Source organism: Streptomyces sp. NPDC037083 (assembly GCF_055606485.1).
Map to the genome: position 1 here is coordinate 1 of NZ_JBVJSQ010000034.1, position 17,066 is coordinate 17,066.

6 protein-coding genes and 3 pseudogenes are annotated in these 17,066 nt (G+C 65.9%); 2 read left to right on the plus strand and 7 right to left on the minus strand.

Annotated features, from left to right (window positions below; translation table 11 throughout):
* Window positions 1-143 precede the first annotated feature (143 nt).
* Window positions 144-1,404: pseudogene (locus ACZ7DE_RS40625) on the plus strand (IS701 family transposase).
* Window positions 1,405-1,728: 324 nt separating this feature from the next.
* Here the strand turns inward: ACZ7DE_RS40625 and ACZ7DE_RS40630 are convergent.
* Complete coding sequence (locus ACZ7DE_RS40630; RefSeq protein ID WP_470769536.1) at window positions 1,729-3,933, minus strand: WD40 repeat domain-containing protein; 2,205 nt, start codon at window positions 3,931-3,933, stop codon at window positions 1,729-1,731.
* Window positions 3,934-4,078: 145 nt separating this feature from the next.
* Here ACZ7DE_RS40630 and ACZ7DE_RS40635 point away from each other — a divergent pair.
* Window positions 4,079-4,588 (plus strand): annotated as a pseudogene (locus ACZ7DE_RS40635) (IS5 family transposase); the annotation flags it as partial.
* 198 nt (window positions 4,589-4,786) lie between these two features.
* On the opposite strand, the pseudogene ACZ7DE_RS40640 reads toward ACZ7DE_RS40635, so the two are convergent.
* The 6 genes and pseudogenes from ACZ7DE_RS40640 to ACZ7DE_RS40665 all read right to left on the minus strand — a co-directional run.
* A pseudogene (locus ACZ7DE_RS40640) lies at window positions 4,787-5,215 on the minus strand (helicase associated domain-containing protein); the annotation flags it as partial.
* Between the two features lie 647 nt (window positions 5,216-5,862).
* On the minus strand, window positions 5,863-8,394 hold the full coding sequence (gene pheT / locus ACZ7DE_RS40645) for a phenylalanine--tRNA ligase subunit beta (protein WP_470769538.1): 2,532 nt from the start codon (window positions 8,392-8,394) through the stop codon (window positions 5,863-5,865).
* Complete coding sequence (pheS, locus tag ACZ7DE_RS40650; RefSeq protein WP_470769540.1) at window positions 8,394-9,506, minus strand: phenylalanine--tRNA ligase subunit alpha; 1,113 nt, start codon at window positions 9,504-9,506, stop codon at window positions 8,394-8,396. The genes pheT and pheS overlap by 1 nt, the downstream gene beginning before the upstream one ends.
* A gap of 1,513 nt (window positions 9,507-11,019) precedes the next feature.
* Window positions 11,020-12,015, minus strand: coding sequence for an abortive infection family protein (locus ACZ7DE_RS40655; protein WP_470769542.1), 996 nt, complete (start codon window positions 12,013-12,015; stop codon window positions 11,020-11,022).
* Window positions 12,016-12,037: 22 nt separating this feature from the next.
* Window positions 12,038-14,539 (minus strand): helicase associated domain-containing protein, encoded by a 2,502-nt coding sequence (locus ACZ7DE_RS40660; protein WP_470769544.1) that lies wholly within the window; start codon window positions 14,537-14,539, stop codon window positions 12,038-12,040.
* A 40-nt stretch (window positions 14,540-14,579) separates the two neighbouring features.
* Entirely contained in the window at window positions 14,580-15,134 is a 555-nt protein-coding gene (locus ACZ7DE_RS40665) for a hypothetical protein (protein ID WP_470769546.1), read from the minus strand.
* Window positions 15,135-17,066: the final 1,932 nt, after the last annotated feature.

Consider the following 17,066-nt stretch of genomic DNA (forward strand, 5'->3'; position numbering starts at 1 on the left):
CCGGCAAGACCGCCCCTGACATGCCATCAGCCCACTACACTCCCGACGATGCCTCTGACCAGGCCAGATAGCGAACCGCTGCTGGAGTACTAGTACTCCAGCAGCGGTTCGTGTCCTGAGCTGGTGGTTGTCGTTGTCCTGGTATGGAAGGGATGACTGAAGTCACTGACTGGGCGGGCGAGTTGGAGTCGGTGTTCGCCCGGGTGGCGGGCCGGTTTTCCCGGGCGGATCTGCGGTGGCGGATGCGGGACTACGTCCGCGGTCTGCTGGGCCGGGCGACACGCAAGAACGGCTGGCAGCTCGCGGAATGGGCAGGTCACCGGACTCCCGACGGCTTCCAGCGGCTGCTGAACAGCAGTGTCTGGGACGCAGACGCCCTGCGTGACGACGTCCGTGCCTATGTCGCCGAACAGCTCGGGCCGGACGGAGTGCTGATCATCGACGACACCGGGTTCATCAAGAAGGGCACCACCTCAGCCGGGGTGGGCCGGCAGTACACCGGCACCTCAGGGAAGATCGACAACTGTCAGATCGGGGTGTTCGCCGCCTACGCCACCAGCTTGGGCCGCGCTCTGGTGGACCGGGAGCTCTACCTGCCCAAATCCTGGACGTCCGACCGTGACCGATGCCGGGCGGCGAAGATCCGGCGACGAACGCGGCTTCGCGACCAAGGGAGAGCTGGCCCGGGACATCGTCCGCCGCTGCCTGGCCGCCGGCCTGCCCGCCAAGTGGATCACCGCAGACGAGGCCTATGGGCAGGACTGGAACTTCCGCCGCCTGCTTGAGCAACTCGACATCGGCTATGTGGTCGCGCTGCCCAAGTCGCAGCAGATCAAGTCCCTGGCCGGCATCTGGCGCATCGACCAGCTCATCGACGAAGCACCCGGTGATGCCTGGCAGCGGCTGTCCTGCGGTGACGGGGCCAAGGGTCCACGGGTCTACGACCGGGCCGCGGCCAAGCTACCCGCCAACATCGTCTTCGACCCCGACCCGCCAACCCACCACCGCTGGGTGATGGCCCGCCGCAGCCTGTCCGACCCCGCTGACCTGGCCTATTACCTCCCTTACGCACCCGTGGGTGTCGAAATCGCCGACCTGGTCCACATCGCCGGAAGCCGCTGGGCGATCGAGGAATGCTTCCAAGCCGCCAAGAACGAATGCGGCCTGGACGAGTACGAGGTCCGCCGATATGTCGGCTGGTACCGGCACATCACCCTGGCCATGCTTGCCCATGCCGTCCTGACCTCAATCGCAGCACAACCCCAGGCCGGCGGCGATGCCGCAAAGGGGGCTGCAGAAACGGATCAGCCTCCGTCCCGCTCACCGTGGCAGAGATACGGAGGCTCCTGGACGCTCTCCTGCCCCACCCGCGAGCCGACCGCGATCCCGTCACCCACGCGCTGAAGTGGTCGGCCTGGAGAAGACGCCGCCAGGCCGTCGCCCGCCGCTGTCATTACCGAAAACGCAGCTCAGGACACGAACCGCTGCTGGAGTATTAGCACGGCGATAGGTGAAGGACGTCAAACATGGTGCCCGCTGCGACCAGACAGTCAGATCCCTGTCCGGGAAACGCGAGGCCCCTCACACAAGCCCGCATCAGCCGCCGCCAACGAGACCACTCACCGTGACAACACCGGCTATAGTACCGGGAACGCTCAGTGGAGGGCTGGATCTGGAACGAGAATATTCAGCCCTTCTGGCCCTCCTGGCGTATTACGTCAGCTATGGCTATCGAAGGATTAGTACTGCGATGTCGCCGCCAAAGCTGACAACTATTCGACCGTCGGAACTCATTGTCACAGCGGAGACCGAAGCGGGAAATGTCAGTTCTGGTCCGAGCTGCCGTCCAGTAGCCAAGTCCCAAATCCTTACAGTCCTGTCGGCGCTACCGCTGACAGCGATGGGATTTCCGTTTATTACCCTGACTGTCAGAGACGTAATCCAGTCGGTGTGGCCACGCAGTGGTTCTCCTATCTGCTCTCGAGTGATCAAATCCCAAATCCGCACGGTAGCGTCTCTGCTGCCTGTGACCGCGACTGGCCTGGCTCCCGTCATGCTTGTACCCACTGAGGTCACAGCGCCAGTATGGCCACGCATAACTTCACCGGCTGGCCCACGCGTTGCGAGATCCCATACTCGAACTGTTTCGTCATTGCTACCGGTAACAGCGAGCAGGCTCGTTCCGACAGTCGCTATGTCTACCGAATTGACCGCACTTCCGTGGCCGTGCATAGGCTCACCAACTTGCTTAGCAGTCTTTAGATTCCACAGCCGCACCGTCGCGTCTTCGCCGCAGGTGACGGCGGCGGGCCATCCATTGACCACTGTGGTCGCCACTGACCACACTTCGCCGCTGTGCCCAAGCATCCGCCCGCCGACCTGACCGAAGGTAGCTAGATCCCACATTCGCACTGCCCCGTCAACATCGCCCGTTACAGCGACTGGCGTCTCTTCGATGACCGTAGTCGCGATTGACCATGCGTACCTCGAGGGGCCGGCAAGCGGCTCACGAAGGGGCTGTTGCGTAGCCAAATCTCGGGTGACGACTGCAAAGTTAATACAGCAGGTGAGAAGGGCTGGTGTTCCATTGACTACTGCAGTTGCCACTGAGGGTATGTAGTTTGCGTAACTGCTTGATGGAGCGCCAACCGGTTCTCGGGCGGTGAGATCCCATACCCGTGCGGTTTTGTCATCGCTTCCAGTGATGGCAACGGATCTTCCGTCCACCACCGCCGTCGCGACTGAACGAATCTCCATCGTGTGGCCGGTGAGTGGTTCGCCGACTTGCTGACGGGAAGCTAGGTCCCAAATCCGCACCGTCTCGTCCGCGCTGGCAGTGACGGCGACGGGCTTGCCACCTACCACTGCCGAGGCCACCGACTCTATTCTGTTTGTGTGGCCGGTGAGTGGTTCGCCGACTTGCTGACGGGAAGCTAGGTCCCAAATCCGCACCGTCTCGTCCGCGCCAGCAGTGATTGTGACCGGCCTTCCGTCCACCACTGCGGTGGCGGCACCGTAGACCACATCCGTGTGACCCTCGAGTAGATCGTTCCGCTTCTTGCGAGTTTTCAAGTCCCACACCCGCACGTTTGATGAAACGCCGCCTGTTATGACGATGGGCTTCCGATCCAGCATTGTGGTTGCCATAGTCAACACCAAGTCCGTGGGATCGTCTTGGGGGGTGCGAATCGCCTTGCCGACGTTGAGTGGTTTACCGAGCTGTTCACGCGACCTGAGATCCCACAGGCGGACTTTTTTGTCTACACCAGAAGTGAGCGCGACCGGAACATCATCGAGCATCATAGTTGCCACCTTGTGGATTCGGCCCTCTTCGTGCCCCACCTTGTGGCTGCCCATAAAACCGATCTGCTCGTGAGACATCAAGTCCCACAAAACCACCTTATAGCCGTCACAGCAGGTGAGAGCAACCGGACGTCCCTCAACCACTGCGGTTGCCAGCGAAATCGGCCAGCTGCAAGGAAAAGGGGCGTAAATCGGAAGCATGCCAATCTGTTGGCGCGTGACTAGATCCCACACGCGCACTGTGAAGTCCCTACTGCCAGTCAGGGCAATGGGTCTTGCGTTCACGACGGTGGACGCCACGCAGTGCACATCGCTCTCATGGCCGGTCAGGGTGAACAGGAGCCGTGCATCGACCTTCGATCCCGTGGCCCAGTGCACCTTCCAATCCGAAAGTGCTGCGTTGTGCACAGGCACCGCGTCGAGCAGAGCTGCCAATTCGGGGGCTCCGTAGCGTGCCGCGTCAAGTGCGAGCAGTTGTCGGCGCACGGCCGGACCGGCTTTGTGGTCATGCCGGTGCGCCGATGCGCGGTACACCGCTGCCGAGAGCCTCTCGTCTGCCTCTTTTGCGTTATCCGCCAGCCGCAGGACCTGCTCGGGATCGCCATGCACCAGGAACCAGGGGTTCGTCAAACTCTCCACTGTGCACAAACCTCTCTCAGGTCCCTGCTTTCATGGCATAATGCCGTGAAAGAAGCATCTAGACAATTCAGGTATTTTAACAAGCCTATAGCCGGAGTCAATGAGTATTAGTTACTCATCAGACCGTGTTTGAGATCTGTCGTGTCCCGGGGCGGGAGGGGTGGTTGGGCCTTGGGTGAGTGGCTCTGGGGACGGGTATCCGTCGGATCTGACGGATGAGCAGTGGGCTCTGGTCGAGCCATTACTGCCGGCGGCGAGGGTCGGGCCGAAGGGCGGACGGCGGGAGAAGCACCCACGTCGGCGGATCGTGGACGCGATCTTCTATGTAGTACGGACCGGGTGCGCTTGGCGCCAGCTGCCGAAGGACTTCCCGCCCTGGCCGACTGTGTACTGGTACTTCACCTGGTGGCATGACGACGGCACCGTCGAGCGGGTCCACGACACGTTGCGTGGCCGGGCCCGTGAGGCTGACGGCCGTAACGCGGAGCCGAGCGCCGGGCTGATCGACTCGCAGTCCGTGCGCACGGCCGATACGGTCCCTGCCGACAGCCGGGGCTTCGACGCGGGCAAGAAGGTGAAGGGCCGCAAGCGGTTCATCGTCACGGACACTCTGGGCCTGCTGCTGGCAGTTCACGTGGTCGCGGCGAAGCGCCGATCCGAGGTCCTCGCCCTGGTGCACCACCTCACCCGGCGACGGGGGCAAGGTGCCCCCGACCTCCAAGTGCCGCCGGACCAGATGGAAGGCGCGCTGCCATTCCACGGGCCAGGCCGGGCACCACGATGGGTCGATGTCGTCCAGTTGCTCGCGCCGCTCCTGTGACAGCACCCAGCCCTTCGTCGGCTCCACGGGCAGGCCCGCGGCGCGCCGCTGTTCGTTCTCCTGCGCCCGCCGTGCGGCGGCACGTGCGTTCTTCAGCCAGATGCCCACGCGGTAGCCCTGGTAGGTGGCGTCGAGTGGGGCCAGGAGGTGGCCCGCCTCGGCTGCCCACCCTCGGGCGGCGGCCAGGCCTTCTTCCCAGGCGACGTCGAAGTGGCTCCAGATCATGCCGAACCTCTCCAGCTGCCGGGCGCGGTCGGCGTCCATGTCCCCGCGGGCGTAGAACCTTCTGGCGTCTGCGATCCATTGACCAAGTGGGAACGCGGCGAGCGAGGCCGGCCACGCCTCGTCCTCCGCCTCCCGTGATCCGCTCACGGCGGGAACACGGTAGGTGAAGGGGACGCGCAGGTCGCCGTGAAGCCGGTGGTAGAGGGTGGCGGCTTCGATGCCGCGTCGCCAGGGGGCGTGTGCGGGGTTAAGACGTCATCTCAATTGGTTGCCTCGGTAGGCTGGGGGTCGTGGTGGGGATAGTTGAGCGGCTGGTGCCGGATGAGTTGTGGGAGTTGTTCCGACACCCCGATTGCTCCTATTTAGACAAATATGGGGAGGAGGGGATCGGGGGAAGGATTTGAGCGGGGGAATTTACCAGTGCGTCTCTGCACCTCATGGCGCTTCGGAGGCAGCCGTCGATCAGGACCCCCAGGTGCTCCTGCCGGAAGTCGGGGGCAGTTGTCTTCCCTCAGGCAGAAGTCGGGGTGCGGAGCATGTGGCGATCGCATAGCTGGTGCGGGTGCAGGGGGATCAAGTCGTGGCAGGGGGCCAAGCGGATCACTCGCCGTCGATGTCTAGTTCTTTGAGCCTATTGATGAGTAACTCTTCGGCTTCCTTGTTGCAGTTCGCTGACCTGCGGCTATGTGTCACAGAACGTAGAACCGCAGAAGTTTCTCAGCAATTGGCAATCCGGTCCGAGTGACCATCAGTCAGGCATGGCAGTCTGTGCCCAGCCCGCCATCGTGATGCACGTCATCGAGGGCGACAGCGACGACGGGGAGCTCACGCTCCGAGGGCGCGTCGCCCACGCCCCCAGCCTGTGCGAGGGGCGCTCAAGCGCCGCGCAGGACCGCCCCAGTACGCTTGGTGGCGAGCGCAACCGCGCAGTCGCGGGCGGCCGAGGCCTCCTCGACGGTCAGCGTGTGGTCGCTGGCGCGGAACCGTAGTGCGTACGCCAGCGACTTCTTGCCGACCCTGATTTGCTCGCCGGTGAAGACGTCGAACAGCCGGATGGACTCCAATAGCCCTCCCGCGCCCTCGCGCAGCGCCTTCTCGACCTCCGCGGCAGGGACGTCGGAGGAGACGATCAGGGCAACGTCCTGCGCGGCGAGCGGGAACGTGGAGATCCGCGGCGCCTCGATGGCATACCGTCCGGCCCCTTCCAGCAGGTGCAGCTCGATCTCCATCGCGCAGGTGCGCTCGGGCAGTCCGAGCGCCTTGATGACCCGCGGATGCAGTTCACCGGCGTGGCCGACAAGTGTCTCCTCGCCGTTCAGGGTGACGTACAACGCGGCACAACGACCCGGATGCCACGGTGCGTGCCGGTCGGCACGAACGGCGAGGTCCACACCGGCCTCGTCGGCGACCGTGCGGGCGGACTCGATCGCGTCGGCCCAGTTGGCGGGGCGGCCCGCTCCCCACCAGCCGGCCTGCTCGCGCGCACCCGCGAGCACCGTGGCGGCGCGGCGGGGCTGGCGCGGCAGCGCCCCGTTCAGGGCGGCGATCTCCTCGTTCGTGGGGCGGCGGTCGACGGGCAGCACGTCAGCGACCGTCTTCTCACTGGTCGGCCGGAATACCAGGCCCGTCTCGAAGAGGGCCAAGTCGCTCGAGCCGCGGCCTACGTTGCGGCGCAGTGCGGCGAGCAGACCCGGCAGCAGCGTGGTGCGAAGCGCGGGCTCCTGGTCGGACAGCGGGTTCGCCAGCCGGACGACGGTGCGACGCGGGTCGTCGACCTCCAGGCCGAGCTGGTCAAACACTGCCTCGCCGACAAACGGGTAGTTGAGCGCCTCGACGTAGCCGACGCCGGCCAGCGCCCGGCCGACCCGACGGTGCAGCCGCTGACGGTAGGTCAGGCCGCGGCCGGACGGGGGCTGGGGCAGGGTGGCCGGGAGGTTCTCGTACCCCTCGAGCCGGATGACCTCTTCGGCCAGGTCGTTCGGGGCCGCCAGGTCGGGGCGCCACGACGGGACGGTGACGACCAACTCGTCCTGCCCGTAGACATCGCAGCCGACGTCCTGGAGCCGTCGTACGACCGTCTCACGGCAGTAGTCGACACCGGCGACCCGGTCGGCATGGTCGGCGCGCATCGTAACCGTGCGCGGCGCGGACGGCGCGGCGTGGGCGGCGGCCTCGGTGACGCCGGCCTCCGCCGTACCGCCCGCGAGGAGGACCAGCAGGTCGACCGTGCGCTGCGCGGCAGCGGCGGCGGCCTGCGGGTCGACGCCGCGCTCCCAGCGCTTGGAGCCCTCGGTGGACAGCTTATGACGACGCACGGTGCGGGCGATCGAGACGGCGTCGAAGTGGGCGGCCTCGATGACCACGTCGGTCGTGCCGTTCACCCCGTCCTCGGTGATCTCGTGGTCGGCGATCTCCGTGTTGGCACCGCCCATCACGCCGGCGAGGCCGATCGGGCCGCGGTCGTCGGTGATGACCAGGTCCTCGGAGTGCAGCGTGCGCTCGACGCCGTCGAGGGTGACGAGCTTCTCGCCCTCCTCGGCCCGGCGCACGCCGATCGTGCCCTGGACCAGGGTGCGGTCGTAGGCGTGCAGCGGCTGGCCCAGCTCCATCATCACGTAGTTCGTGACGTCGACGGCGAGCGAGATCGGGCGCATGCCGACCTTCTGCAGCCGGCGCTTCAGCCAGATCGGGGAGCGCGCCTCGGGGCTCAGACCGGTGACCGTGCGCGCGGTGAACCGGTCGCAGCCGAACGGGTCGGAGACCTGGACCGGATAGCCGTAGGCGTTCGGCGCCGGGACGTCGATCAGGGCGGGGTCGCGCAGCGGCAGTCCGTAGGCGATGGCGGTCTCGCGGGCGACACCGCGGATGGACAGGCAGTCGCCGCGGTTCGCGGTGACGGCGATGTCCAGGACCTCGTCGACCAGCTCCAGCAGCTCGATGGCGTCCCTGCCGACCTCGGTCTCCGGCGGCAGCACGATGATGCCGTGGCTGCCGTCGTCGCCCATGCCCAGTTCGTCGCCGGAGCAGATCATGCCGTGGGACGTCCTGCCGTACGTCTTGCGGGCGGCGATGGAGAAGCCGCCGGGCAGCGTGGCGCCGGGGAGGACCACGACGACCTTGTCGCCGACCTGGAAGTTGCGGGCGCCGCAGACGGTCTCCTGGGGCTCACCGGTGCCGTTGGCCTGGCCGACGTCGACGGTGCAGAAGCGGATCGGCTTCTTGAAGCCCTCCAGCTCCTCGATGGTCAGCACCTGGCCGACGACCAGGGGGCCCTTGAGGTCGGCGCCGAGCTGCTCGACGGTCTCGACCTCCAGACCGGCCGAAATGAGCTTGGCCTGGACGTCGCGCCCGGTCTCCGTCGCCGGCAGGTCGACGTACTCCCGCAGCCAAGAAAGCGGGACCCGCATCAGATCTCCATCCCGAACGGCCGGGTGAACCGGACGTCACCCTCGACCATGTCTCGCATGTCCTCGACGTTGTGGCGGAACATCAGCATCCGCTCGATGCCGAACCCGAAGGCGAACCCGCTGTACTTCTCCGGGTCGACGCCGCAGGCGGTGAGCACCCGCGGGTTGACCATGCCGCAGCCGCCGAGCTCGATCCAGCCCTCGCTGGAGCAGGTACGGCAGGGCCGGTCGGGGTTGCCGACGGACTCGCCCTTGCACACGTAGCAGAGCATGTCCATCTCGGCGGACGGCTCGGTGAAGGGGAAGAAGTTCGGCCGCAGCCGGGTCTTCATGCCCTCGCCGAACAGCGACTGGACCATGTGGTCCAGCGTGCCCTTGAGGTCGGCCATGGTCAGCCCCTCGTCCACGGCGAGCAGCTCGACCTGGTGGAAGACCGGGGTGTGCGTGGCGTCCAGCTCGTCGGTGCGGTACACCCGGCCGGGGCAGATCACGTACACCGGCAGCTCACGGCCGAGCAGCGAGCGGATCTGCACGGGCGAGGTGTGGGTGCGCAGCACGACACCCGACTCGGTGCCGCCGTCCGGGCCCTGCACGAAGAACGTGTCGGCCTCACCGCGCGCCGGGTGGTCCGGGCCGATGTTGAGGGCGTCGAAGTTGAACCACTCGGCCTCGACCTGCGGACCCTCGGCGACCTCGTAGCCCATGGCCACGAAGACGTCCTCGATGCGCTCCGACAGGGTGGTGAGCGGGTGGCGGGCGCCGGCCGGCACGCGGTCGTAGGGCAGCGTGACGTCCACCGCCTCCTCGACCAGCACGCGTGCGTCCCGCTCGGCCTCCAGCTCCTCCTGGCGGGCGGCGAGGGCCTTGTTCACGGCGCCGCGGGCCATGCCGACGCGCTTGCCGGCCTCGGCCTTGGCGTGCGGGGGCAGGGCGCCGATCTCGCGGTTGGCGAGGGCCAGCGGGGAGGCGGGGCCGGTGTGGGCGACCTTCGCCTCGTGGAGCGCGTCGAGGGAGTCCGCGGCGGCGAAGGCGGCGAGCGCCTCGTCCCGCATGCGCTCGATCTCTTCCGGTTTCAACGCCTCGACCTCAACAGGGTCGTTGGGTGTCGACATCTCCCGTGCTTCCTCCTCATCGCGCGCGAGGGTGCGCAAAATCTGTCCGGACCGCGACGAAAGTACTGCCGTGCCAGTGACGGGGAGGTTCGTGGTCATTGGAGGCCCTAGCTATCGGCGTGATTCACGGTTCGAGCCTTCCAAGGCCAGGCGCCAGACGAAAGTGGCAGGGATGCCATGTAGGCTGACATTCCTGCCATGACGTCGGATGTGAAGGAGACTAAGACTGGCTCTGATACTGAGCGATGTCGCCGTCCTGACTCTCCAAGTCAGCCATGATCGATGGCCACCCACATGAGGCCCTACCTGGTGCTCGGCGCCTTGAAGATGGCTGTGACGACGCCCGGCGGCGGCGTGGACGGGATGATTTCCACGCGGGCCACGGTGCGCGGGCCACTTCGGCCGCGTTCGCACAGGCCTGCGCGAACTTCGGGATCCGCAGGAGCATGGGCCAGGTCGGCTCAAGCCTGGACAACGCCCTCGCCGAGAGCTTCTGGCAGGAACTCAAGAGAGAGACGCGTGGCAACGGGTGGTGTTGGTCGTGTGCCTGTGTGCTTCCGCGCTGCCGTTGTGGTTCGCCGCGAAGAACACCTACCGGTTCATCGACGGGCACCAGACGAAGACGGAAGGATACGTGCACTGCGAGTGGGACCGCCCATGCAAGGGCACGTGGCGCCTGCCTCGCGGGCAGCAGGGTAGGGGCGAGATCGACGGTTTGACCTTCGCAGACGACGAAGAGTCCGTCGCGGACGAAGGCAACCACCGAGGTGGCTGCCGCGTTCTGGAGCACGACGAAGTCGCCCGTGTCCGCCTGCCGTGAGTGTCTGTCTGAGATCCCTGGTCACGGGGTCCGACGATCGCGATGCTGGGCGTTATGGCGTCTGGTGGGGTGGTTCGAAGGTATTGCCGGGAGTGTGGGGTGTTGCTGTCGCCGACGAAGTCGGCGACAGCAGTGTTCTGTTCGGGTAGGTGCAGGTCACGGCGGTGGCGAGTGCTGGAACAGGCCCGTCGGCGGGTGACGGCGATGCAGCGTGGGGAGGAGGCGGTATGCCCGGTGTGCGGCCGTGGCTGGGCGGTGGGGGTTGAACATCGGCGGTCGGCGGTGTTCTGTTCTTCGCGGTGCCGCACGCGGGCCTGGCGGGAGAAGGTGTCACGGGATTCCGTCACGGTGACGCCATAGCCGAACGCTGCGATCCGACCACCTGTCGGCAGCACCTGCGCCAGCTCCTCTACGACGACATCGACGAGGTGCAGCCCGAGCTGCCCCCCGGCCCGTCAGCGGTTGCGCCGCCGCGGTCATCCGGAGGGTGGGGCGGTACTTCACCTACATCGACAGGAGGCTGGGGAAGTAGTCCCTCGCAGCCAAAGCAGGATGATCCGTGGGCCACAACCCCGCCTTCACCCGCCCCGTCGACAGGCGGATACCCCGACGAACCGCCCTTCTGAACCGGCGGGGCTGGGTGGACGTTCTGGTGGAGCCGGGTTCCTCTGGGATGAGCTGGCCTCTGCAGCGTCATCTGGGCCCGAAGGGCGCACGAGCCTCCAGGTCGTTGGTGATGTCGGTCCACGGCTGTTGCCCCAAGCCTGGTAGGCGTGGGAGTTGCTCACGCATGGCGGTGATGACTGCTGGGTGCTCCTGTTGGAAGAGCACTGACCAAGATGCCGCGCTCAGGACGTCTCGCAGGTCGGCAAGTACCCGTTCAGGCGCTGAGTGGTGCTGGAGTACATCGGCAGCGCAATCTGGGCTGATGCGGGGACGCGCTTCTACCTGGCCATCCTCGTTGAGGAACAGGCCCTCCACGACTCCTTGACGGTATGCGTCTGGCCAGCGCTCCGGGTTGTCCTTGCATGCACGGATGCCCTCGATACGTACGTTGAATGTCTCTCGGGCCGATCGTTGGCCCACGGCCACTCCGAGGCGCCGCTGCTCCGGTTCCTCAAGTTCGGGGATGTTTGCAGCGGCCAGTCGAGCGGCCAGGTCTCCTCCGGAGAAGAGGCCCCCGCGTAGGTCATGTACCAGGGGTTCAACAGCGCCCAGGAGCACGGTCTGAAGTCGTGCTAGCGCCCATCGCACCCACACCAGGGCACCGTGCACGCACGCCTCGACTACTTCGGCAGTGATCTCGTGTACAACAGGACGGCCGTGCCCGGTCCCGAAGCGGTTGCGCAGTTCACGAAGCTGCGATGCCATCTTCTTCGCGGCGTTCGGGATCTGTCGTAGTGGGTCGTTCGCCGGCAGACCATGGTCAGCGGCGTGTTCGACAACGGTGTGCGCGAGACTGAGGACCTTGTCGTATTCGTCTTTATCGCCTGTCACGCGTCCGTGCGCGATGAGGACGACGCGCGCGACACACTCGACAAGCTCCTTCGCCGAACCTACGACTAGGGGCCGATCGTTTGCCGCGATAGCGGAAGCAAGACGCCCATAGTGGTCGACAATTGCCTGCCACGACTCCTCCTGGAGCCACTCGGCTCGCGGCAACGGTTCTTGCACCAGAATGTTGATCACGGGAGTATCGTCCCTCCAATATCTACGTCCAGCGCATGCCGATGGCGGACAGCTGCTCAATCCGCTCCGGCGTCAGTGTCGCGGCCCTGCTCCGCTGATTGCCGATCCAGGCTCCCAGCCGATGCTCCCGCTCCTCCTGGTCCTCGCCGACGATCCGCTCGACGTGCTTCCTCGGTACCTGAAGGTGCCCTTCGCGCTCGTAGAACTGCTTGGCGGCCGCGTAGTTCATCGCCCACTTGTCGGCCTGCGTGCGGCGCGGCGGCGGCTTCTCGTCCTCGGTCGCGGGTGTGATCCCGAGGACTTGCTCGCACATCCACTGCTGCACGGTCGTGAGCTGGTCCCATCCGAGCCGCACTGACTTCACCCACCGCCCGAGGTCCTCGCCCTGGCGCAGGACTTCGCCCGCCGTGGTGGGCAGCGCCTCGCCCGCGTCCAAGTGCATCCGGACCAGGTGGAAGCACCGCTGCCACGTCACCGGCCAGCTCGGGCACCAGGACGCGTCGATCTCCTCCAGCTGCTCGCGCCGTTCGTCCGACAGGGCCCCGGCCGACGACTCCACGGGCAGGCCCTCGGCCCGCCGCTGCTCGTTCTCGGCAGCCTTCCGGGCGGCGGCCCGCGCGTTCTTCAGGAAGATGCCCACCCGGTACCCCTGGTAGGTGGCGTCCAGAGGGGCCAGGAGGTGCCCGTGTTCGGCGGCCCACCCGCGCGCGGCGGCCAGGCCCTCCTCCCACGCGACGTCGAAGTGCGACCAGATCATGCCGAGCTTCTCCAGCTGCGCGATGCGGTCCTCGTCCATGTCGCCGCGGGCGTAGAACCGCCTGGCGTCGGCGGTCCACTGCCCCAGTGGGAACCCGGCGAGTGAGGCCGGCCACCCCGCGCCTTCCGCCTCCTGGTCGTCGCGGCCGGGCACGCGGAATGTGAACGGCACCTTCAGGTCGCCGTGCTCGCGGGCGTAGATGACGGCGGCCTCCACACCGCGCCGCCAGTGCTCGTGCTCCGGGTTGAGGACCCGCAGGCTGATGAACGCGGCGAGGGCGGCCGGGTCGCGGGGCGTGGAGAACTTCAGCAGGGCCTTGGCGGGGGCGCTGACGCCTCCGGAGCCCTCGCCACTTTCGTCCGTGCTCTTCCCGCTCTCGTCCTTGGCTACGGGCTTGTAGCGGCTCGGGGCCTGCTGCTCCGCGAGGCTCTCCACGATCCGCGCGTCGTGCGCCCGCAGCGCCTCCAACAGCTTGGCCAGCCCGCCGAACGCCCGGGACGTGAGCATGTTGTCCGCCGTCTCCCCGGGCCCGAGCAGCACCGGCACCACCAGGCTTGCCACCTTGCCCTCGCCCGGCTGCATCCGCAGCGCCCGGCCCACCGCCTGGACCAGGTCCGGCATGGAGCCCCGCACATCCGCCCAGTACACGGAGTCGCATTTTTTGGTGTCGACCCCCTCGCCCAAGACCTTCACCGAGCACAGGAAGCACTTCTCCACGACCGTGCCGTCCGTGGCGATCCCTGCGGCGAACTCGCCCAGCAGACGCCGCCGATGCAGCGGCTTGTGATCCCCGCACAGCCAGTCCGCCCAGATCGTCTTGGGGTACAGCTCGGGGTCGGATGCGTGCAGCTGCGCGGCGACATCCGGAAGGCCGGCCGCGAACGCTTCGGCCTCGCGGACCTGGTGGTGGAAGACCAGCGTGCGGCGGAAGCCCTCCTCGGCCGACGCCTTCACCAGGGCCGTCTGCAGAGCAGCGAGCCGTGCCCCCCGCACCTCTGCCGAGCGGCCTTCCGCGCCCAGGAGCTGCGCGGCCTGGAGCGCCGTGTCAGTGACGTCCACGCATACGACCTGGTACGGGGCACAGATCCCCCGGTCGATGGCCTCCGAGAGCGTCAAAGTGAACGCCCTGCTGCCGAAGGGGCCCTCGGGGTCGTCGTCCATGCTCGCGACCAGCTCGCCCGGTGCGCCGGCCTCGTCCTCGTCCCCGAGCTGCCACAGCCGGGGCGTGGCCGTCATGTACAGACGACGCAGGGACGGGATCTTCTGGTTGTCGTGCACGACCGCCCACGGCTTCCCGATCCGGCCAGAAACCCGGTGGGCCTCGTCCACGACGATCAGGTCCCAACCCGGAAGGCCGGCGGCGTGCGCGCGTTCCAGTGTGCCGAGCCCGAGACTGGCGTACGTGGCGTACACGGTGACCTTGTCCAGGCCGCGCGTCCACTCCACCAGCTCGTCCACGTCCGTGGTGTTGGGGAAGGACACCTCCTCACCCCGCAGCGAGGACACCCCGACCATCAGCCCCCGGCGGCCCCCCTCGCGCCACGCGGCCTCCGTCTGGGCGAGCAGGTCCAGCGAGGGCACGAGCACCAGCACACGGCCTGTGTGGAGCTCTTCGGCGCTGCGGGCGGCGACGAGGGTCTTGCCGGATCCGGTCGCCATGACCACTTGGGTGCGTAGCCCTCGCTCGGGCGTGAGCGCTCGGGCGGGCAGTTCGAGGGCTCGGAGGATCGCGTCGACGGCTTCTTGCTGGTGAGGTCGTAGGTCCACGCCGGCTCTTCCTGTTGGTTGGGGCTATGGACTGTCTGCGTTAGGTGGCGTTGTAGGCGAGCTCGGCCAGCTGAAGGGCGTCGGCCAGGCTTGTCTCGTCGGTGAGGTCGACGCTGACGCGGTACTCCCGATGCCCGGTGGTGAGGGTCCGGGCGGACTTGATGCCGAGCTCGTCGAGTTGCTGCTGGCTGCAGTTGAGCCGGAGGTTGATGGTGCTGTACTCCGCGTAGACGTAGGCGAAGCCGCCGAACTGGGATCCCTGCCGGCGCAGGCGCAGGTAGCGGCTGTAGTCCAGGGGAGCGTCGGGCAGTGCGTTCTTGCGCTTGATGCCGTAGACACCGACGTTGTCCCACCGGGTCGTCTCATCGAGGAACCGGACGAACAGGCCGGGAGCCGGGCTGCGGACCAGCAGCTGACGCACCGTTTCCTGTCCCTCGTCTGCCACTCCCGGAATCCGGGTCGGCAGAGTCCCGCTGTCACGGCCGCCGTCGGGGACTACCGAAACGGCACCACGGTGGTTGGTCAACTCCCTCAGTACCTGCGAGGCATCCAGCTCCTCAGGAGTGCCCTCGAACTGGAACACGGTCACCTTCATGAGATCCCCTCCAGGCTGACTTCCGTCCACTCTACCATTAACTATGTGTAGCTAGTTCAGCTATGTATAGTTGCTCTGGGTGCTCGCCGGGCGGACATCAGGGGGAGACGTGAACGGGCCCGTTTCAGCACCGTGTTGGGGCTGTTATGGCAGAAGGCTCCGGTGGACGGCTGTGCTCTGACGGCGCCGCGTCCTCCAAGCGAGTCGAGCCGCCTTCTCTCGCATGAGGCGAGCATGACACCTGCCACCTACGGATTTTCGTAGGCACCATGAGGACCCGGTTCTCAAGTTTGATAACGGGCCTGCCCAAGTGCGGGCCCCTTTTACCAGCACTCATTTAGGCGCAGAGAGGCCTGGCCCGTTATCCAGAACACGTCACTGCATCAGGGTGAGCAGCAGCCAGAAAGAGCGTTATAAAAACGTTATAGACGAGTTTTTGTAGTCAGACGCTCTGAGCCTTTAAACGGGTTTTCGCAGCTCACAGAAGGGGGCTAAGGGAGGAGAAGGGCGAAAGCCGGTAAGCCTCTTCTTGTCGAAGAGGGGGCGGGGACCTGCTGGACGAAGATATTCCGTTCAGCGCCGCTGTAGGCTGTCTGCCAGCATGAACGAGAGGGAGCTCTCCGCCACCCCCGAGCCGCCAAGCATCCAGGGGTGAACAGTGTGCTCCCTCTCTCGACTCCGAACAGTTAGGACGAAATCGTTGTGTTGAATTATACCCTGCCGTTCCCTCCGAAATGCATAGAGCATCATTTGGGGAACAGTCGCCTAGCTCAGAAATGTGGGCGGTAAAAGAGATGGGAAAGTTTGAAGAGAATACGGATCCCTTCTTTGAGGTAAGGCTTGGAGAATGGCACCTAGTCATCAACAAGACTCCAAAGTGGCCAGTCGAAATCGGCAAGCGAATCGCACTCGGAATCGGTATCGGCATCGGGTTTAGTATCGGAGGTATCGGTATCCTGCCGCTGGTCTCAGATTTCAGCATCCGGTAATGACGAGACCTTAGCTTAGCGACGAAAAGGCCCCGTCCTTCTGGAGTGTTCCCCAGGGGAACACTCCAGAAGGACATCTGCCGTCGCTTCACATACGAGCGCGGAAGCACGGCTAGAAGCCTTTTGTCTCTAGTCGCGCTAAGCCGGCTAAGCGGCGGGTGGGGCATGTTCCCCGTGGGAACATCTGCAGCCCGTACCGCGGTACGGGCACTCCATGCCTTCCTCTTCCGACTGGTACGTCGTCAACTGTGCTTCTTGGTCTTCAAGATCACCTGCGCGCGGTAGCTCACCTTCGGCCTCTGCAAAAGATCTTGCAGGGGCTATTTATGGGTTCCAGGGCCAAACAGACTGATTCTTGATAGTGGCCGCTGCTGTACCAGCATCTGCTTCTCCCGGATCGCCAGAAGGTCTCTTCAACGCCTTGGAAGCTTGAAACATGCAGGTAAGCATGATGGATCGGGCTACGGATCACATCCGTAAGGACCCCCTCTTTCCCTCCATGACCCCACCCAGAGGGGGAGCGACACGACTGAGCACCGAGGTGCCATGATTCCAGATTCTATCGGAGTAACGAAATGAAGCAAGAATTAGTCAAACTGGTGGCATCGCGCAGATCCCCCTCCTTCCCTCTCGGTCGATCCGCACCACTCTCCTTGCTGCTCGGGCCGCAGGCCCGTTGATCTTCCGGCCCAGCGGGGCCGGCCGTTGTGGTGCGGAGCACCACGGGGTGGCTGGAGCGCAGCGTAGGCCACCTGGCGGGGCCGAAGGCCCCGCAGCTCCGGGAGCGCAGCGGACGGAGCGTCAATCCGACTGCGCAGCAGTCGGATTGAGCGGGGATGCGCAGCGTCCCCGCTCCGCTCACGCGGAGCGTGAGCGCAACACCCGCGCGCAGCGCGGGTGTTCGCTTGCATACCGCGCAGCGGTATGGTACCCGCTCCGCGGG

Coding starts and splice junctions, on each gene's coding strand:
- pheT (WP_470769538.1), bottom strand. CDS start 8,394: ATGCGGGTCCCGCTTTCTTGGCTGCGGGAGTACGTCGACCTGCCGGCG.
- pheS (WP_470769540.1), bottom strand. CDS start 9,506: ATGTCGACACCCAACGACCCTGTTGAGGTCGAGGCGTTGAAACCGGAA.
- ACZ7DE_RS40665 (WP_470769546.1), bottom strand. CDS start 15,134: ATGAAGGTGACCGTGTTCCAGTTCGAGGGCACTCCTGAGGAGCTGGAT.